Genomic DNA, 19,016 nt, shown 5'->3' on the forward strand with positions numbered 1-19,016 from the left:
TTTACTCAAATATTTTTCTCCTTCCTTATTTAAAATGATTTATTTTGAAATTAATTTCATATTTTTTATTTTTTAATAATAATATAAAATATAAAAATAAAATAGCGGAATAATAAAATATTTAAACTTAAAGTATAATTAAATACTAATTATTATAAAACTATATAGTTTAAATTTAAATTTTATTTTATATAAAAAATTGATTTAATGAGAGTAAATTTGTATGAAATGTTGTAAATATTTTTGTGGTGTTTATAAATTTTATTTAAAATTATCATCTTTAGTTTTTATATTCTAGATAAAATTTAAAATTTTTGATTTTATATTTTTTAGATATTTTATCTATAAATTAGCTATACTTAACCAAGTATCACAATGTATTATTTCATCACAAGTCGCATAAGATGCAAGTCCTCACCTTGTGTGATTTTATATTCTATACTTTCACATTTAGGACACTTAAAAACATTTTCTTCTAAAATGCTTATTTGATCGCATTTTAAGCATAAAATTTCAAGCGGAGCAAGCTCTATAAAAAGTTTAGCATTTTTGCAAATATTTGAGTTTTCTTTAAAAGTTTCAAAACAACGCTTAAAAAGATCCACTTCTATACCGCTTAAACGTCCGATTTTTACATAAATTTCTTGCACATTACAAGCCTTATTGTTTAAGGCATTTTCTTCGCAAAGTTCGATTAAAGATTCAACTATACTTAATTCGTGCATTAGCAAATTCTTGGTAAAAGTTCGCCTTTAGGGCTTTCTAAAAAGCGTTTTGCCCCATAAGCGTTTTGTAAAATCACGCGTGCTTTTTTCTCTTCTAAAACTTCTCCTATAATACTCGCATTTACATTGTATTTTTTTAGAATTTCTAAGGCTTTTAATTCATCTTCTTTTTCCACGCAAAGTATGAAAGTGCCTTCATTTGCAAGCTCATAAGCTTCATAACCAAAAAGCTCACAAAGTCCTAAAACCTCATCTTGAACGATGATTTTTTCTTCAAAGATTAAAAGATCATTTCCGCTTTGTTTTGCCCACTCATTTAAAACCGCACTAAGCCCCCCGCGAGTAGCATCTCTCATAGCTACAACCTTTATATCATTTTCTAAAAGCTCTAAAACCTCTTTATCTAAAGCCTTGCAATCGCTTTTAATATCGGCTTCTAGCTCATTTCTTTTGATTAAAACACTAGCTCCATGCCTTCCTATATCACCTGAAAGAAGTATGCTAAGCCCTGCTTTGATATTTTTACTTTCTTTTTTAGAAATAATTTCACCTAGGGCCGTAGTGTTGATATAAATTTCATCTGCTTTACCCTTAGGAACGACTTTAGTATCGCCACAAACTAACATGACTCCACATTTTTCACATTCTTCTTTAATGCTTTTTAAAATGCGTTCTAGTTTTTCTAGCTCAAAACCTTCTTCTAAGATAAGTCCTAAGCTTAGATATTTTGGCTTAGCACCTACCATCAAAACATCGTTAATAGAACCACAAACACAAAGTTTGCCTATATTAACCTCTTCATCTAAAAAAATCGGACTTAAAACAAAAGAATCCGTGCTTAAAGCCAAATTTCCTAAAATCGCCGCATCATTATTTGCGTTTAAAATTTCATTATCAAAGATCTTAAAAAGCTTAGTTAAAAGCTCATTCATCTCTTCTCCACCACCTCCGTGAGCTAAGGAAATATTTTTCATACATTCACCTTTGAGTATTTATAATACGCCGCACAAGCACCCTCACCAGAAACCATGCAACTTCCTATAGGACTTCTTGGCGTGCAAGCCTTACCAAAAACTTTACAATCATAAGGCTTGGCCAAACCTCTTAAAATTTGTCCGCAAATACAGGCTTTGCTTTCATTTTTACTTTGCACCGCACAATCAAATTTTTTACTTGCATCATAGGCGCTAAATTCTTCTTTTAGCTCCAAACCTCCATCTTTAATAAGTCCTAAGCCACGAAATTCAAAATCACACACTCTAAAGTATTTTTTTACCAAATTTTGCGCTTTAACATTGCCTTCTTTACTTACGGCTCTTTTGTATTGATTGTACACTTTAAAAGTGCCTTCATTGCTTTGTTTTATAATATTTAACACACTCTCTAAAATATCAACTGGCTCAAAACCACTCACTGCTATAGGGGTTTTAAACTTTGCTGCTAAAGGCTCATAAATACCATAACCTGTAATCACACTCACATGAGAAGGGCCTAAAAAAGCATTGATTTTTACATTTTCATCATTCATAATCGCTTCTATAGGTGCTGGAACTGTGATATGATTGATATGAAAAAAGACATTATTTATTTTCTCTTCTATAACCTTTTGAAGAAGTAAAGCACTCATAGGCGTAGTGGTTTCAAAGCCTATAGCAAAAAAGATGATATTTTTATTTAAATTTTGCTTAGCGATTTCTAAAACCTCAAGCGGAGAATAAAGTGCTCTAACATCAGCCCCTTTAGCTCTTAAATCCAGTAAAGAAATTTCACTTCCAGGCACTCTTAAAAGATCTCCTAAAGTACAAAAAATCGTATCTTTCATAGAGGCTAGTTTAATGGCTGTATCAATGCGAACTCTTGGCATAACACAAACAGGACATCCTGGCCCATGGATGAAGTTAATTTCCTTTGGCAAAATAGAAGGCAGGGCATATTTCATAATACTATGCGTATGCCCACCGCAAATTTCCATGATGTTAATAGGATTTTTAAGTTCTTGTTCTATGAGTTTTTTTAAAGCTAAAATACTTTCTTTATCTCTAAATTCATCGATGAAATTCATTTAAACCCAAATCTCCCTCATCGCTTTTTATCTCTCCGCTATTCATTTTTTCTACTATTTCTTGATAGGTTTTAATGCTTTCTAGTGCAGCTTCTTTGTCGATTTTTTCCATAGCAACGCCTACATGGATTAAGACATAATCGCCTTGTTTTAAAGGCTCATCAATCAAATCCAAATTAACTTTTCTTTTCACACCTAAAGTTTGCACTAAAGCATTGTTTAACTCATCGATTTCTAAAATTTCAGAAGGTATGGATAAACACATTAAAAAAGCTCCTTTTTAAGTTTAAGCACCTTATACCAAAGCTCCATATTGGTGCCATTTTTTGCATCAAGAGTGATAATATCTGCTCTAGGATTTAATTCTTTAATCAACCTAGTCGCCTCTTTAACATCAAAATCAAAATGATGAGCCAAATCTGCCTTTGTGATTAAAACTATATCAGCCTTTTTGAATATCACAGGATATTTTTGCGGTTTATCACTTCCTTCGGTTACCGAAAGCAAAACCACATTTAAATGCTCTCCTAAATCATAGCTTGCAGGACAAACTAAATTTCCAACATTTTCTATAAAAAGCAAATCCACATCATCAATTGCCAAATGATGCAAAGCCTCATGCACCATAAAAGCATCCAAATGGCAGCTTTGCCCTGTAGTGATTTGATATGCCAAAGCTCCGGCATTTTTTACCCTTAGAGCGTCATTATTGGTTTCTAAATCCCCTTCAATCACAGCGATTTTAAGCTCATTTTTCAAAGCCTTGATCGTACTTTCTAAAAGCGTGGTTTTTCCACTACCTGGAGAACTCATTAAATTGATACAAAGCGTGTTAGCTTCATTAAAATGCGCTCTATTGTGCTTAGCTTCTTCGTCGTTTTTGCTTAAAATTTTAGAAATCACTTCTATGGTTTTACTCTCTTTTAAGCTTGGATTTTCATGGTGGTGATCGTGATGATGATCGTGCGTATGGCTTGAATTTATAGAACAGCCGCAATCTTTACACATTTTCTTTCCTTTTATATTTTTTGTTTCATTTTAACCTTAAAAGCATTAAAAAATTATGAGTTTTTAGAATATTTGCTTTATTTTTCTAAATTTAAAAAATGTACCATTTGCCCTAAAGCTATGGAGCTATCATTGCAAGGGTATTTTAAAGGTACAAAAAAATCAAAATTTTTAGCTTTTAAAATTTCAAGTAAGGTTTTGTTTTGAAAAACTCCTCCACTTAAAAGCACTTTTAAATCATAATCTTTGCTAAAATCTATGATAAAATTTGCCAAAGCATTAAACATACCTGTAATTGCCTTAGTTTTTTCATCTTGCAAAGCCCCTAGGATTAAATTTTTAAAATTAACCTGCCCTTTTTCTACAAAAAGCTTATAAGAAAAATCAAGATTTTTATCATAAAAAGCTTCACACATCAAGCCAACTTGAGCCTCATAAGAGCTTTTTTCTAAGTTAAAAACAATACTTCCAAAAGCATCGATAATGCGTCCTAAGGAACTTGTTTGTAAGTTAGAATGTGAATAAATTTTTTTAAGATTTTCAAGTTTAATTTTTGGAATTTTTGCTAAAAACTCCTTAGCCTTATCTTCTAAATCATAATGAAAAATAAGACCTAGAGCCAAATTTTGTATATTTTTAATATCACTATTTATAAGAGTGAAATTTTCAAAATGTGCAATTCTTTCATATTCTTTTAAATTTCCTACAAAAACTTCTCCACCCCAAATTTTGCCATCTTCACCATAACCTGTTCCATCACAAATAAAAGCTAAAGCCTTTTCATCTTTTGCAAAATTTTCTTCGTATTCAAAATAAGCCGCACAAAAATGCGCATAATGATGAGAAATTTTAATCCTTTCTTCAAATTCTTTTGCATAGCTAAAATGCGGGTGTTTATCGCACAAAATCGCATCAAATTTCAAATCATAATTTTGTTTAAAAAATTCTAAAAGTTTAAAAAATCTCTCATGCACATCAAGACTTTTCAAATCCCCTATATAAGGAGAAATTAAAAGTTTATTTTCATAAAAAATCACAAATTCATTTTTAAGCTCCGCGCCCAAAGCTAAAAAAGTGCCTTTTTTATTAAAATTTCTTTCCAAATAAAAAGGATTTAAACCCCTTGAAGTACGCAAAAACATAGTTTTACCATTTACCACTTGAGCTATGCTATCATCACTTGCGTTGATAATTTCTCTATCATAATCCAAATAAAAATCAAAAACTTTATCAAGTTTTTGACACAAATTAAACTCATCTTTAATGATACTTTCTCCGCTTAAATTCGCACTTGTTGCCACAAGACTTCCTTTAAAATACTCAAAAAGCAAAAGATGTAAAGGCGTATAAGCTAGCATAATACCGATTTTATCAACATCAGGTGCGATTAAAGAAAAGGCTTTTTTTGCCTTTAAAATCACAATAGGAGCTAAAACCCCGCCAAGCAAAGCTTCTTCTTTTTCATCTATAAAGGCAAGTTCTTTAGCACTTTGTAAATCTTTACACATCAAAGCAAAGGGTTTTTTGGGGCGATTTTTTCTAAGTCTTAGAGTTTTTAAAACTTCTTCATTAAAAGCATCGCACATGAGATGAAAACCGCCCATGCCTTTTATGGCTAAAATTTTACCTTCCTTTAAAAACTTCGAACTTTGCATAAAAGCTTCTTGATCTTTGGCTAAAATTTCACCCTTTGGATTTTTAAGAAAAACATTGATTTTACACTTAGGACAACTAATAGGCTGGGCATGAAAACGCCTATTTTTAGGATCTTCGTATTCGCTTTTGCAAAACTCACACATCAATAATTCTTGCATGGAAGTATTAATCCTATCATAAGGAAGACTTTTTATAATACTAAAGCGTGGCCCACAATGTGTGCAAGTGATAAAGGGATATAAAAAGCGTGGATTTTTTTCATCAAAAAATTCTTTTTTACATTCCTTACAAAGCGCAAAATCACTTAACATAGGTGTGCTTTTTGCATTCTTTAAAGAAGGAGTGATGTTAAAATTTTCATAGTTTGAAATAGAAATTTGCGTAATTATAAGCTTGTCTATTCTTGCTAAAGGTGGGAGATGATTTTTTAAATTTTCTATGAAATTTTCACATTCTTTTTGAGTACAAGCAAGGATGATTTCTACCCCAAAACCATCATTTCTTACCTCTCCAAAAAGCTTTGATTTCAAAGCTAGTTCATAAACTAAAGGGCGAAAACCCACCCCTTGAACTAGACCTGAAATTTTGATCTTATATCCTAAACGGCACATCGCTTAACTGACAATTTTTAAGATGTTTTAAAGTATTTTTAAGTAAAGATTTATGTTCAAACAAAGATCCACTTATAAGTGCTAAATCACTTTGCTTTTTCTCTCTTAATTCATCATAAGTATCACGCAAGAAATAAGCCAAACTCTCAACCGCTCCATAAGCGATATTAGCACTATCCACACCTGCTAACATAAAACTCATAGTAGATCTTAAGGTTCTTGTATAATCAAAACTTTTATCTTCTTTCAAGCGATAATCAATCTTTACTCCGCGAGGCATTTTTGACTCATCAGCAATTTTTAAAAGCTCACTAGCACTCTCTTGTAAATTTTTACCCAAATTTAGCACTCTACCTACCAAGCCAAGCAAGGAATAAAAATTGTTTTGAAGCTCAAAATTTTCATCTAAAAGAGGAAATTCCTTGCTAAAATTTTCTAAAAGCCTTGCACCAATTTCATCTTTTTTAATCTCTTCATAAAGTTCTTTGCTGTGCTTTGGTAAAGAAAGTTTAAGCAAATTAAGCTCTTTGTTAATAAGCAAAATATCTTCATCATCTTTGCTAAGCTCTAAAATAAAAGCTTTTTCTTTATAACGGCTTACAAGATAAGAAATTCTTGCCATATTTTTATCTTCTTTAGAAAAAATAAGCTCTCTTGCCTTAGCATTGATAAATTCAAAGCCTTCCAAAACCACCACTTGCTCATCTAAAGCACTGATATAAAAATCTTTTTGGTATTCTTCTATTTTTTTTACGCTTAAAAATTTATATTCATTTTCAAAAAGTTTTAAACCTAAAGCAAAGCAAAACAAATCTCTAGCAAGTCTGATTTTAAAATCATTAAAATCAAGATTGTGATTTTTTCTAAACATGGCATTAAGTCTTAGCTTCATCAAAGGTTTTTCTAAACTTGCAAGAAGTTTTAAATTTTCATTTGAACAAACAAAAACTGAATTTATAGCCTTAATATCACAAGGAAGTAAAAAATCTCCTATAAATTCGTTCTTAAACAAAGAAAATTCATAAACGCCATTTTTATCTTTTAAATAAATCTTTTTTTCTTGACTTAACAAATCAAAGGCAAGATTTAAAAAAGTATTGAAATTTTCTTCATTGATTTTTTCAAATTCTGATAAATTGCTTGAAAATTCACACTCACAAAACACGCCCCATTCATTTTTGTTTAAAAGTTTTTTTTCTTGATAAGCATTAGAATTTAAATGAGTAATATAAGAAAATTTTGAAAATTCTTTATCTTCTGGCATACAAAGACTAAAATCCTGCCCCACTTTTACATCAAATTTTTTCAAAAAAACACTATGACTCATGAAATTTAAAGAATCACAAAAAGTCTTTAAATTTTCTTCATCTGCATCAATAGAAAAATGATAGGTATTTTCTTCTTTACTAAGGGTGTAGTTATAATTTTTCGCATAAAAACACAATAAATATTCAAAAATATCATTATCCGCATTATAAATAAAATCAAAATCCAAAGTCATATTATGCCTTTTTTGAAAAATAAACTATAAATATAACATTTTTAACTTAAAAATTCTTTCTCTCTTTGTCTAAAATCGCTCATAAAATGCTCCATAAAAGAGTAAAATTCTTTGCTGTGATTGGGGAATTTTAAGTGGCTGATTTCATGCAAAATCACATATTCAATAGCCTTTAAACTCTTTTGAATGAGTTTTAAATTTAAATTAATATAAGCTTTATTATGATTACATGAACCCCAACGCGTTTTCATATTTTTAATGCTTAAATGCGTATAAAATAAACCTGTTTTTTGACTCCATTTTTTAAGATAAAAAGTAAAAATCTTTTTGGCATTTTCTCTTAAAAATAAATCTAATTTTGCTTTATTTTGACAAAGAATTTTATCTTTATCAAAATAAGTTTTTTTGACATTTTCATCAAAAATAATTTTATATTTTTTAGCTAAAAAGATTAATTCATCATCTTTTAAAACTTTTTTTTCAAATCTTTTTTTTGCCTCATTTATCCAAGAACTTGATTTATCTAAAAACTCATAAACACTTTTAAAAGTGCAAAAATAAGGAATGCTAAGAACAAATTCACCCCTTTCATTTAGCCTTAATCTTAAAGTTTTTATGCGTTTTTTAGAATAAAAATAACACTCATCTTTATAAATAAATGATTTTAAACTAGAGCTTTGCCTTGCCATTTTTTACTTTTCCATCTGTATGAATTTACCATTCCACGCAAAAACTCATCCGCACAAAATCCTATCCAAACCCCTAAAATTCCAAGATTAAAATGAAAACAAAGCACATAACCCACAGGCAAAGATACTCCCATCATAAAAATAAGTCCGCTAAAAAATGGAAACTTGGCATCACCACTTGCACGCAAGGAATTAACCATGACTATATTGAAAGTTCGTGAAATTTCAAGAAAGATTGAAAGAGCAAATAAAGGTATCATTAAATTTTTTAACTCTTCTTTAAGCCCTAAAATTTGCATAGTAAAATCTTGACAAAGATAATTTAAAAGTGCCACTAAAGCACTCGCTATCACGCTAAAATACAAAGCACGCCAAGCATGCTTATAAGCTATATTTTCATATCTAGCACCGACTAATTTACCTACTATGATTTCATTAGCTATGCTTGTAGCTTGTCCTATAAGCATGATAAGCATTGAAATTTGAAAATAAATCGTTTGCACACTCAAACTTGCTTCGCCTAAGCTTGCTACAAAAGCAAAAGCTATAGTGTATTGGACTATCCACAAAAGATTTTCCCCTGCTGAAAATCCACCTATATTTAAAACCTTTTTTAATACCTCTTTTTCAAGTTTTATCATTTCTTTGATTTTAAGATGAATTTTAAGTTTATAAAAAAGTATCACAAGTAAAGCCACTATAGCAACAATACGAGCAAAAATATTACTAAGCCCCACTCCAAAAAGTTCTGATTTTGTATGATGCAAAACATAATAATTTCCACAAATCACCACTATATCCATCAAAAAGCCTATAAGCATGACCCAATAAGCCATATTATAAACCCTTACAATAGCAGCTAAAACAATTCCTATGGCATCAAAAAACAAACAAATTGCAAGCATATGCAAGTAAATTTCACTATCTTTGAGCAATTCTTGTGGGATTTTTAAAAGATAAAGCAAATACTTCCCATGCCATAAAATAAGCGCGCCACACACAAAGCCTAAAAGTGCATTTAAAAACAAACTTTGATGAATCACTTTTCTTGCTAAAACATGATCTTTTGCACCAATAGCCTGAGCTATCACCACACTACAACCCACACTTAAAAATGAAAAAATAGTGATAAAAAGATCTAAAATTTGATTTCCAGCCCCCATAGCACCGACAAGAAAATTAGAATAATGCGACACCATAGCGGTATTGATAATCACGGTTAAATACTTAGAAAGCAAGTCCCAAAATATAGGAAAACTAAGCCTTGTTAAAGAGAGTTGTTTTTTTGCCATAATTAATGCCTTACAAAGATAAAAGGCAAATTTTAACAAATTTTTCTTAAAATAAAAAACCGCTAAAAAGCGGCTTTATTATCCAAAAGCACCGCTTAGATAAGCCTTGGTTTTTTCTTGTTTTGGATTTTCAAAAAATTCTTTACTTTCACCAAATTCTATAAGCTCTCCAAGGTGAAAAAATGCAGTATAATCAGCCACGCGTTTGCCTTGTTGCATGTTATGCGTTACCATAATCATAGAAAGATTATGACTTAATTCTTTTAAAAGCTCTTCTATAACACCTGAGCTAATAGGATCAAGTGCGGAAGTTGGCTCATCTAAAAGCAAGAGCTTAGGTTTTATTGCTAAAGCTCTTGCGATACAAAGGCGTTGTTGTTGTCCGCCTGAAAGAGCTAGAGCATTTTGCTTTAATTTATCTTTAACCTCTTCAAAAAGTCCTACTTTTTGCAAACAATCCACCACCAAAGCTTCTTCTTCATCTTTATTTTTAATCATACCATGAAGTTTTGGTGCATAAGAGATATTTTCATAAATGCTTTTTACAAAAACATTAGGTTGTTGAAAAACCATGCCTACATTTTTACGCAAAGCTACTACATCTTGATTTTTAACATCTTTTCCTTCAATTTCTACCAAACCATCGATTTTTGCGATTTTATCATTCATTCTGTTAAAACAACGCAAAAAAGTGGATTTACCGCATCCTGAAGCACCGATGAGTGCGGTAATTTTGTTTTGTTCTATTTGCATATTGATATCAAATAAAGCTTGTTTTTTTCCATAAAATAAATTTAAATTTGTTGTTTTTGCTATCACTTTAATTTTCCTTGAAAATATTTTCTTAATAATATCGCACTAAGATTTAACACGACTAAAAGTCCTAAAAGCACAATAATACCCGCTGCTGTTCTTTCTAAAAATGCACGCTCTGGCATAGCTGACCATGAGTAAATTTGAGCAGGCAAAACGCTAGTTGGATCAAAAATCGAACTAGCTACATCAGGGATAAATGCTATCATACCGATAATCATCAAAGGTGCAGTCTCGCCTATAGCCCCAGCTAAAGTCAAAATAGAACCTGTTAAAATCATAGGCATAGCCAAAGGCAACATAATACCTTTTACCATTTGAACCTTTGTCATACCTAAGGCATAAGCAGCATTTTTCATGTTAATGTCCACACTTTTTAAAGCCGCTTTGGTTGAAACAATGATAATAGGTAAACTCATGATCGCCAAAGTAAGCCCACCCACTAAAGCACTTGATCGAGGCATTCCAAAAAGATTGATAAACACTCCAAGTCCTAAAAGTCCAAACAAGATACTTGGAATACTTGCAAGGTTGTTAATACACACTTCTATAAAATGTGTAAATAAATTTTGCGGTGCAAATTCTTCTAAATAAATTGCTGCTGCAACGCCTATAGGAACACTCACAACCATACAAACAAGCATAACAAGCAAAGTCCCTACAACTGAAGATAAAATTCCTGAATTTTCAGGAGATTTTGAGTCCCCATTTAAAAAGAAATTGCTATTAAATTTAAGCTCTATATCGCCTTTTTGCACAAGATCATCGACTAAAGTTCTTTGTTTTTCACTAAGGCGATTATATTTTTGCTTCATATATTGATCCACTTCTGAATTTGCCAAAAGCCAAGTTTTTTCAGTGATTTGCCCTGTTCTTATTTTTCTTTGCTCAGCACGAGATAAAAGATCATAAACAGGAGAATTTCTATTAGCCTCTACAAAAATATAAGTTTGCTTAAAAGCTCCAATTCCAAGATAACCCACACTTCCTAAAAAGATACAAAGAAAAATTAAATTAATATAAAGCCCCATTTTACAAAGTCTTTTAAAAGACTTTGAAGCTTTTTGTCTTTTTTTAAAAAGTTTTTTCATAAATTTTTCCTTTTGTGAAAGCGATTGATGAGATAAACGCTAAACATATTGATGATTAAAGTGATGATAAAAAGCACCAAACCTAAAGAAAAAGCACTCAAAGCTAAAGAACTATCAAAAGCTTGATCTCCGCTTAAAGCTTCTACGATTTTTACCGTTACTGTTGTCATATCTTCTAAAAAATTCATCGTTAAATTTGGACGCAAAGAAGCTGCCATTACCACTATCATAGTTTCGCCTAAGGCTCTTGAAAGTCCTAAAAGACAAGCTGCAACTATACCAGGAATAGCCTCAGGTAAAATCACAGCAAAAACCACTTCTTTTTTTGTCATACCTAAAGCATAAGCGCCATTAATCCTTTTCTCGCTTACTGCTTCAATGCAATCTTGAGATAACGAAGCCACTATAGGCACTATCATGATCCCCATGATAAAACCTGCGCCTAAAGCACTTTGAAAACTTGCTTGTATGCCAAATAAAGAAAAAAACCACACTATAAAAGGCGCTACGACTATAGCTGCAAAAAATCCAAAAACAACAGTAGGAATCCCTGCAATGATTTCTAAAATAGGTTTTAAGTAATTTTTAGATTTTTTGCCAGCAAAAACACCTAAATATATAGCACACATAACCCCTAAAGGTAAAGCCGTTAGCATAGCAATCAATGAAATATAAAAAGTTCCCCAAAAAAGCGATAGCGCTCCAAAAACACCTTGTTTGCTCGTGCCATCTGCATTCATAAAAGCTGCATCAGCTGCCCACTGACTTGAGAATAAAAAGGTAGCAACACTTTCTTTTTGAAAGAATTTTAAAGCTTCAATTAAAATTGTAAGCATGATAGCAAAGCTTACTATCACGCTTACAAAAGCACATAAAAAAAGTGCAAATTTGATTATTTTTTCTTTTAGCAAAGTTTTTCCTTAAAAAACTTTTCCAGCTTTTACAAGCTCATCATTTAAAATTTTTCTATCTTCTATATGTTTTTGAGAAGCTTTTAATTTATCATCGCTTAAAGGAACAAGTCCTATTTTTTCAAGTTCTCCGCCACTTTTTGCCAAATCATCACTCATGTAAATTTTTGCAAAATCAAAGGCTTCTTTTGGATTTTTCTTAGCATTGATATAAATAAACAAGCTTCTTGCAAGTTCGTATTTTTCATCTGCAATATTTTCTTCACTTGGTGTAACACCATCGATAGTAGCGACATTGATTTTATCTGAGTTGCTCACTAAAAAGCTATAACCAAAAATTCCAAAAGCATCTTTATCAATAGTAAGTTTTGAAACGATTAGATTATCATTTTCACCGCTTGGGATATAAGCACCATCTTGACGCAAAGTTTTATACTCGCCTTTATACTCAGGAATTTTTTTAGACACATCACTCATAACAAGCTCTTCTATAGTATCTCTTGTTCCTGAACTTGATGGTGGACCATAAACACTAATTTTACGATTTGGTAAATTTTTATTGATTTGATTCCAGTTTGTATAAGGATTTGGTATAAGTTTTCCATTTTGTGGAATTTCTTTTGCCAATGCTAAGAAAAGTTCTTTTTTTGTGATATTTAATGGAGCATTGGTTTTATTTTGAGCTAAAACTATACCATCATAACCTATCATAATCCCTACTATATCAGTTACTCCTGCTTTTTTGCAAGTTTCAAATTCACTTAATTTCATAGGTCTTGAAGCATTAGAAATATCAGTAGTTCCTTCGCAAAATACCTTAAATCCACCCCCTGTTCCCAAGCTCTCTACTATAGGAGTTTTTGTATTTTTAATCGAAGCGTATTCTTCAGCTACAAAAGAAGTAAAAGGATACACAGTCGATGAACCTGCGATTTTTAAATCTGCTGCATTTAAAGCACCACAAAGCGCAAAACTTGCCACACTTAAAGATAGAATTTTTTTCATTTTTTCTCCTTAACTTTAAAAAAAGTAATGGAAGTTTAAAAAAACTTGGAAACATTTTGGAAACATTTTTTATTTTGCATTTTTCTTAAATATAATTTTTAACTATCAAAAAATTTAGCTTGTTTTTAAAAAAATAATATATCATTATAAAACATTTTAAATTTTAATAAGGAGATAAGAATGCTTTCTAAAGAAGTTGTAAAATTACTCAATGAACAAATAAACAAAGAAATGTATGCAGCGAACTTATATCTTAGTATGAGCTCTTGGTGCTATGAAAACAGTCTTGATGGAGCTGGAGCCTTCTTGTTTGCACATGCAAGCGAAGAAAGCGATCATGCCAAAAAGCTTATCACTTATCTTAATGAAACAGATTCTCATGTAGAGCTTCAAGAAGTAAAACAGCCTGAACAAAATTTCAAATCCTTGCTTGATGTTTTTGAAAAAACCTATGAACATGAGCAATTTATCACAAAATCAATCAATACTTTAGTTGAACACATGCTAACACATAAAGACTATTCTACTTTTAATTTCTTACAATGGTATGTAAGCGAACAACACGAAGAAGAAGCACTTTTCCGTGGTATAGTTGACAAGATTAAATTAATCGGAGAACACGGAAATGGACTTTATTTAGCTGATCAATACATCAAAAATATTGCATTAAGCAGAAAAAAATAATCTTTGCCCTACTATGGGCAAATCTCGCTTTGGATTGAAGGTATGACTTATTTTTCTTTAGAATTTAGTATCTTAATGATAGCTTTTTTTGCTATTTATTGGACTTTTAAAAATGATTACAAAATACAAAATATTTTAATTTTAATTTTCTCTTATATTATTTATATTTTAATCAATCCTTATTTCGCCTTGGTTTTATTTATATACACCTTTTTTATACACTATTTTGCCTTGCTTATTTTTGTGCGTCGCAAGCGTTATATTTTCGCTACTTGTATGGCTTTTATTGTTTTAAATTTATGTTTTTTTAAATACTTTCCTAGCATCAAAGGAAGTATTGATGAGATATTAGATTTTTTCGGTTTAGAATTTTTAAATATTGATTTAGTATTTCCAATAGGAATTAGTTTTTATACCTTTACTTCTATCACTTATCTTGTAGAAGTTTACCAAAAACGCCGTTTAGAAAGCTTTTTAAATTTAGCAACCTTCTTATCATTTTTTCCAACACTACTTTCAGGGCCTATTATGCGAAGTTCTTTTTTCTTTGAACAAGCCTATCAAAAACGCGAATTTAAACATGCAAATTTAATCATCATCTTGCTTGTTTTTGGTATAGTTAAAAAAGTTTTAATAGCCAATTACCTTGGAATTTATGCTAAAAGTATTTTAGACTTTCCACAATCTTATAATTTCATACAACTTTTAAGCGCAATTTACGCCTATGCGATTCAAATATACTGCGATTTTAGCGGATATGTTGATTTAGTTTGTGCTTTTGCTTTAATGTTAGGTTTTACCCTTCCACCTAACTTTAACATGCCTTATCTTGCAAAAAATCTAAAAGATTTTTGGGCTAGATGGCATATCAGTCTTTCAACCTTTATAAGAGATTATATCTATATACCTTTAGGGGGCAATAGAAAAGGAATGCCACGCACTATAGTTAATATACTCATCGCTTTTATACTTTCAGGTATATGGCATGGCAATACACTTGCTTTTATTGTTTGGGGTTTATTGCATGGCATTGGCATAGTTTTTATACATTTGCTAGCTTTAAGCAAATTTAGTTTACAAAAAATTCCAGCTTTAGGAAGATTTTTAACCTTTCAATTTGTATGTTTTACTTGGATTTTCTTTTATTATAGCAAAAATCTAGAAGATGCAATAGAATATTTTAAAGCTTGTTATTATAATTTCTTCCAAATTCCATCCTATAATGATATTTACATGTTGGTTGCTTTTGGGGTTCTTTTTATGATCTATCCTTTATTTATTAATTTTAAAGAATATTGCATTAAGATTTTAAACCTTACTCCATTTTTACTAAAACCTTTTATCATAGCTTTTATTTTACTTTTGGTTTTTGCTTTTATGCCAGATGGAATTCCTGATTTTATTTATTCGAGTTTTTAGATGAGTGCAGTTAGATTTTTCTTCATTTTGATTATAGTACTTGGCTTGGTTGTTGTAGTTATGAATCAGAGCATTAGCTCTTATATAGAACAAAAATATCATTTTGCATTCTATCCTCATAATGATCTTTTAAAAGAAGCCAATGGCTTCAAAATTAAATTAGAACAAATTCGTGCAATTTTAAGCAACGAACCCTTGCCTCAAACCAATGAAGAAGATACAAATCAAGAAAGTAAATCAACAGATGAAAACTTAAGTAAAATAGATAAAGTTTTAAACACTTTAGAAAATGATGAAAACACTTCTCATAAAGAAACAAATCTAACCTTAATCCAAGATGCAAATATTAGTTTTATCGACAATACCAAATTAGAGCTACAAAATGGAGATGAGTTTTTATTTATCGGAGATTCTTTAATGCAAGGTGTTGCAATAGCCTTAAATAGAGATTTAAGAAATTTAAATCTTAAGGTAACCGATCTTAGTAAACAAAATACAGGCCTTTCTTATAAATCCTATTTTAACTGGTCAAAAGCAACCAATGAAGCTTTTGTTAAAAACTCAAATATTAAATATCTTGTTGTTCTTCTTGGTGCTAATGATCCTTGGGATATTAAAAAAGGAGGAAATTACCATCGTTTTGGCTCCCCTTCTTGGATAGATATTTATACAAATCGTGTAGATGAAATCATTAAAATCGCTAAAAAACATAAAGCCAAAGTTTTTTGGTTTGAAATCCCTCCTGTAAAAAAAGAAGATTTGAACAAAAAAATACAAGTGCTCAATAAAATTTACAGCAATGAAATTCTTAAAAATAAAGAAATTTTTATCAACACTAAACTATTTTTTAGTGTCAATGATGAATACTCAGCTTATATAAAAGATGAAAACAATAGAAGTATAAAAGTAAGAACAGATGATGGGATTCACTTTACCCCAAGTGGTGCAAGAGAAATGTCTAAACTTTTATTAGAACACATAAAACTTAAGGAAGAAAATGCTAGCAAATAAATTTAAAATTATCTTATTGTTTTTTATTATTTTTACTAGCTCTTATGCACAAAATTTAAATACAAATGACACAATAGATTCCATACTCAATCAAAACAAAAATCACCCTGCTTTAGCAAATTATGTATCAAAAAAAGATCTTAAAAATCTAGAAAAAAAATTAGAAAAAAATCAAAACATAGGAATTAGAATTTATGGAGATTCTCATATGGCGGCTGATTTCTTTCCGCGTGTCATAAGAGGATATTTAATCCGCTCTAACTCTATAGGTTTTGCCTATCCTTTACAGCCCAAATATCAACAAAATCTTAATCTTGTTTATTCTTATAAAAACTTTGAAATTTTAAACTCAAGAAATCCTACTAATGCTGGACATAATTTTCCACTAGGTGGGATAATAGCCAAAGCAAAAATCAAAGGTGCAAAAATCAACCTTGATACAACCTTAGATAAAAAAAAATTCAAGATAGGATTTTTATTTAAAACCAAGCAAAATACCAATGCTTTTAGCATCAAAGATGCAAAAAACCAAAGCTATGAGTTAAGAACTACACAAATTAACAAATGGTCTTATAAAGAACTAGAACTTGATCTTCCTTTGCAAATTTCAGCCTTACAAAAGGATGCTGAGCTAGGAGGATATTTCATCACAAATAAAGATAATAATATTTTCTTAGATACCATTGCAATCAATGGTGCCAAAAGTGATTTATGGCTCTCTTGGAATCAAGCAGTTGTAAAAAAAGAACTAGAACTTTTACACAACGATTTGATTATTCTCGCCTATGGTTCTAATGATGCACTCTTTAAAGGGTTTGAAAAAGAAAAATTCAAAAATAATTTAAAAAAATGGATTAGCATTTTAAAAACTTACAATAAAAACGCTGTTATCATGCTAATCTCTCCACCAACCGTAGTTCAAAAACAGGGTAAAAACTATAAGCTTGCTCCTGATTTTTTTACCATACGCAAAGCATTATATGAAGTTGCTAAAGAAGAAAAAACTCTTATCTTTGATATGTATCAGTTTATGCAAGATAGTGGGGGAAAAAACAAATGGATAGAACAAAAGCTTTCGCTCAATGATGTACATCTTACTATAAAAGGCTATGAGCTGATGGCTAAAAAGTTACTCGAGGATTTAAAAAATATCATCGATTATTAAATTTAATACTTAGGAAATTCTAAGTTTTCATCATTGAAACTTAAAGCTATGATTTGATAGTAAGAATTAATGGTTTTTAAAAGATTAAATCTAGCTCTTAAAAATTCTTGCTGGGTAGAATTTAAAGTATTATTTGCATCCAAATAATCTTTTAATTCACTTTTTCCTAAAATATATTTTTCATAATACGCCTTAGCGATAAGTTCTTGTTTAATGTTAATATTTTGCAAATTTTGCAAAAGCAAGGTGTCGCTTTGATAATCTTTATAATTCAATGCAAATTCGTTCATCGCACTTTGCAAAGCCTGTTCATAAGAAATTAAAAGTTGCTCATAAGTAAATTGTGAAATTTTGATATTTTGCTTTACCCTACCATAATCTAAGAAAGGCAAAGAAATCTTAACATTGCCACTTAAAATTTCAAATTTAAAACTATCATCGATTTTTTTATCACTTCCGCTTAATGCTCCACCTAAAGAAATGCTAGGCAAAATAGATTTTTGCATGGAAGAATAATCCTTAAAAGCTGATTTTAAGCTATTAAGTTTAGACCTCACATCTGCACGGTATGCTAAGGCTTTTAAAGGTATGTTAAAATCAGGACTTAAGGTTTTAAAATCATTTAAAGATAAAGTTTTAAAATACTCTATATAGGCAAAACCTTCTTGCTTTGCCAATAAATCTTGTAAATTTTTTATGAGTAAATTACGATTTTTATCATTGCTTAATAAATTTTGTTTAGCTCTTAATAAGCTTTGTTCTATGTTTAAAAGATCTAATTCTTCTATTTTTCCAAGTTTGTATTTATAGCTATAAAGCTCTTTCATTTGTTCTAAATTTGAAAGATAGACTCGAAGCAATTTATCTACATCGTTAAAATAAGCCAGCTCAAACACATTATTTAAAGCTGTATTGATCATGCTTATTTTTAAATTTTCAAGATCATAAGCACTTGCTTTCGCACTAAATTCACTCGCACTTGCGCTATCTCTTAATTTGCCATAAATATCAAGCTCATAGCTTAAATTTAAAGAATTATTGAAATTTTTACTTTGTTTGCCTGAATTTAAATCTTTATCCGCACCAAAACCCAAATTTCCACTTAAAGTCGGATATAAATCATAATCAATCAAATCGGCTCTAGCCAAAGCTGAAAGCAAAGTTTTTCTAGCAATATTAATATCACTATTATTTAATAAAACAAAATTTAGAAATTCATTTAATTTTGCATTATCATAAGATCTATACCAATCATAAGTGAGATTTAAATCTTTCATTTGTTCTTGAGTTAAATCAACTTCTTTAGGCAAGCTAAGTTTTGCACCACAAGCGCTCAAGAAAAATGCTAAAAAAATGCTAAGTATTATTTTCAC

At 30.3% G+C, this 19,016-nt stretch carries 18 protein-coding genes; 4 read left to right on the forward strand and 14 right to left on the reverse strand.

Annotation, left to right across the window (positions count from 1 at the left end; translation table 11 throughout):
* Positions 1-380 precede the first annotated feature (380 nt).
* From hypA to AJN69_RS00085, 13 genes are all read right to left on the reverse strand, one after another.
* A complete protein-coding gene (hypA, locus tag AJN69_RS00025) occupies positions 381-725 on the reverse strand; it encodes a hydrogenase maturation nickel metallochaperone HypA (RefSeq protein WP_070239688.1) in 345 nt (114 codons plus the stop codon).
* Entirely contained in the window at positions 725-1,699 is a 975-nt protein-coding gene (gene hypE, locus AJN69_RS00030) for a hydrogenase expression/formation protein HypE (RefSeq protein ID WP_044779306.1), read from the reverse strand. Before hypE ends, hypA begins: the two co-directional genes overlap by 1 nt.
* On the reverse strand, positions 1,696-2,787 hold the full coding sequence (gene hypD, locus AJN69_RS00035) for a hydrogenase formation protein HypD (protein WP_070280567.1): 1,092 nt from the start codon (positions 2,785-2,787) through the stop codon (positions 1,696-1,698). Before hypD ends, hypE begins: the two co-directional genes overlap by 4 nt.
* Positions 2,771-3,052, reverse strand: coding sequence for a HypC/HybG/HupF family hydrogenase formation chaperone (locus tag AJN69_RS00040; RefSeq protein ID WP_002776342.1), 282 nt, complete (start codon positions 3,050-3,052; stop codon positions 2,771-2,773). Before AJN69_RS00040 ends, hypD begins: the two co-directional genes overlap by 17 nt.
* A complete protein-coding gene (gene hypB / locus AJN69_RS00045) occupies positions 3,052-3,795 on the reverse strand; it encodes a hydrogenase nickel incorporation protein HypB (RefSeq protein WP_070274098.1) in 744 nt (247 codons plus the stop codon). The genes AJN69_RS00040 and hypB overlap by 1 nt, the downstream gene beginning before the upstream one ends.
* Positions 3,796-3,872: 77 nt before the next feature.
* On the reverse strand, positions 3,873-6,062 hold the full coding sequence (gene hypF / locus AJN69_RS00050; protein WP_070287751.1) for a carbamoyltransferase HypF: 2,190 nt from the start codon (positions 6,060-6,062) through the stop codon (positions 3,873-3,875).
* A complete protein-coding gene (locus AJN69_RS00055) occupies positions 6,043-7,563 on the reverse strand; it encodes a hypothetical protein (RefSeq protein WP_070287749.1) in 1,521 nt (506 codons plus the stop codon). The genes hypF and AJN69_RS00055 overlap by 20 nt, the downstream gene beginning before the upstream one ends.
* 41 nt (positions 7,564-7,604) lie before the next feature.
* Entirely contained in the window at positions 7,605-8,252 is a 648-nt protein-coding gene (locus AJN69_RS00060; RefSeq protein ID WP_044779311.1) for a M48 family metallopeptidase, read from the reverse strand.
* Positions 8,228-9,544 carry an MATE family efflux transporter gene (locus tag AJN69_RS00065; protein ID WP_070287747.1) on the reverse strand — a complete coding sequence of 439 codons (1,317 nt, stop codon included), beginning with the start codon at positions 9,542-9,544 and terminating at the stop codon, positions 8,228-8,230. The genes AJN69_RS00060 and AJN69_RS00065 overlap by 25 nt, the downstream gene beginning before the upstream one ends.
* A 78-nt stretch (positions 9,545-9,622) precedes the next feature.
* Entirely contained in the window at positions 9,623-10,363 is a 741-nt protein-coding gene (gene pstB, locus AJN69_RS00070) for a phosphate ABC transporter ATP-binding protein PstB (protein ID WP_002776307.1), read from the reverse strand.
* Positions 10,360-11,448, reverse strand: a complete 1,089-nt coding sequence (gene pstA / locus AJN69_RS00075) for a phosphate ABC transporter permease PstA (protein WP_070209861.1) — start codon at positions 11,446-11,448, stop codon at positions 10,360-10,362. The genes pstB and pstA overlap by 4 nt, the downstream gene beginning before the upstream one ends.
* The gene (gene pstC / locus AJN69_RS00080) at positions 11,445-12,359 is read right to left on the reverse strand and encodes a phosphate ABC transporter permease subunit PstC (RefSeq protein ID WP_053872560.1); all 915 of its coding nucleotides are present in this window, start codon (positions 12,357-12,359) and stop codon (positions 11,445-11,447) included. Before pstC ends, pstA begins: the two co-directional genes overlap by 4 nt.
* Before the next feature lie 9 nt (positions 12,360-12,368).
* On the reverse strand, positions 12,369-13,364 hold the full coding sequence (locus AJN69_RS00085; protein WP_070274095.1) for a substrate-binding domain-containing protein: 996 nt from the start codon (positions 13,362-13,364) through the stop codon (positions 12,369-12,371).
* A 180-nt stretch (positions 13,365-13,544) separates the two neighbouring features.
* Between AJN69_RS00085 and ctf the strand changes: the two genes are divergently transcribed.
* Genes ctf through AJN69_RS00105 form a run of 4 tightly spaced genes read left to right on the forward strand, consistent with a single transcriptional unit; the run spans position 13,545 to position 17,643 of the window.
* The gene (gene ctf / locus AJN69_RS00090) at positions 13,545-14,048 is read left to right on the forward strand and encodes a non-heme ferritin (protein ID WP_002852256.1); all 504 of its coding nucleotides are present in this window, start codon (positions 13,545-13,547) and stop codon (positions 14,046-14,048) included.
* A 42-nt stretch (positions 14,049-14,090) separates the two neighbouring features.
* Positions 14,091-15,467 (forward strand): MBOAT family protein, encoded by a 1,377-nt coding sequence (locus AJN69_RS00095; protein ID WP_044780018.1) that lies wholly within the window; start codon positions 14,091-14,093, stop codon positions 15,465-15,467.
* The gene (locus AJN69_RS00100; protein WP_044780017.1) at positions 15,468-16,478 is read left to right on the forward strand and encodes a DUF459 domain-containing protein; all 1,011 of its coding nucleotides are present in this window, start codon (positions 15,468-15,470) and stop codon (positions 16,476-16,478) included. It begins immediately after the preceding gene.
* Positions 16,465-17,643 (forward strand): SGNH/GDSL hydrolase family protein, encoded by a 1,179-nt coding sequence (locus AJN69_RS00105; protein ID WP_070209858.1) that lies wholly within the window; start codon positions 16,465-16,467, stop codon positions 17,641-17,643. Before AJN69_RS00100 ends, AJN69_RS00105 begins: the two co-directional genes overlap by 14 nt.
* A gap of 2 nt (positions 17,644-17,645) precedes the next feature.
* Here the strand turns inward: AJN69_RS00105 and AJN69_RS00110 are convergent, their stop codons facing one another.
* Positions 17,646-19,016 (reverse strand): TolC family protein, encoded by a 1,371-nt coding sequence (locus AJN69_RS00110; protein ID WP_070209857.1) that lies wholly within the window; start codon positions 19,014-19,016, stop codon positions 17,646-17,648.

The sequence above is a fragment of the Campylobacter sp. BCW_4338 genome, assembly GCF_001763255.1.
In the GTDB taxonomy this organism is placed as follows: Bacteria; Campylobacterota; Campylobacteria; order Campylobacterales; family Campylobacteraceae; genus Campylobacter_D; species Campylobacter_D jejuni.

Bases quoted from the DNA above. Each gene is read 5' to 3' on its own strand.
- hypE (WP_044779306.1), bottom strand. From the start codon at position 1,699: ATGAAAAATATTTCCTTAGCTCACGGAGGTGGTGGAGAAGAGATGAAT.
- hypA (WP_070239688.1), bottom strand. From the start codon at position 725: ATGCACGAATTAAGTATAGTTGAATCTTTAATCGAACTTTGCGAAGAA.
- ctf (WP_002852256.1), top strand. From the start codon at position 13,545: ATGCTTTCTAAAGAAGTTGTAAAATTACTCAATGAACAAATAAACAAA.
- AJN69_RS00060 (WP_044779311.1), bottom strand. From the start codon at position 8,252: ATGGCAAGGCAAAGCTCTAGTTTAAAATCATTTATTTATAAAGATGAG.
- AJN69_RS00085 (WP_070274095.1), bottom strand. From the start codon at position 13,364: ATGAAAAAAATTCTATCTTTAAGTGTGGCAAGTTTTGCGCTTTGTGGT.
- AJN69_RS00055 (WP_070287749.1), bottom strand. From the start codon at position 7,563: ATGACTTTGGATTTTGATTTTATTTATAATGCGGATAATGATATTTTT.
- pstA (WP_070209861.1), bottom strand. From the start codon at position 11,448: ATGAAAAAACTTTTTAAAAAAAGACAAAAAGCTTCAAAGTCTTTTAAA.
- hypD (WP_070280567.1), bottom strand. From the start codon at position 2,787: ATGAATTTCATCGATGAATTTAGAGATAAAGAAAGTATTTTAGCTTTA.
- AJN69_RS00065 (WP_070287747.1), bottom strand. From the start codon at position 9,544: ATGGCAAAAAAACAACTCTCTTTAACAAGGCTTAGTTTTCCTATATTT.
- AJN69_RS00095 (WP_044780018.1), top strand. From the start codon at position 14,091: ATGACTTATTTTTCTTTAGAATTTAGTATCTTAATGATAGCTTTTTTT.
- AJN69_RS00040 (WP_002776342.1), bottom strand. From the start codon at position 3,052: ATGTGTTTATCCATACCTTCTGAAATTTTAGAAATCGATGAGTTAAAC.
- AJN69_RS00105 (WP_070209858.1), top strand. From the start codon at position 16,465: ATGCTAGCAAATAAATTTAAAATTATCTTATTGTTTTTTATTATTTTT.
- hypB (WP_070274098.1), bottom strand. From the start codon at position 3,795: ATGTGTAAAGATTGCGGCTGTTCTATAAATTCAAGCCATACGCACGAT.
- hypF (WP_070287751.1), bottom strand. From the start codon at position 6,062: ATGTGCCGTTTAGGATATAAGATCAAAATTTCAGGTCTAGTTCAAGGG.
- AJN69_RS00100 (WP_044780017.1), top strand. From the start codon at position 15,468: ATGAGTGCAGTTAGATTTTTCTTCATTTTGATTATAGTACTTGGCTTG.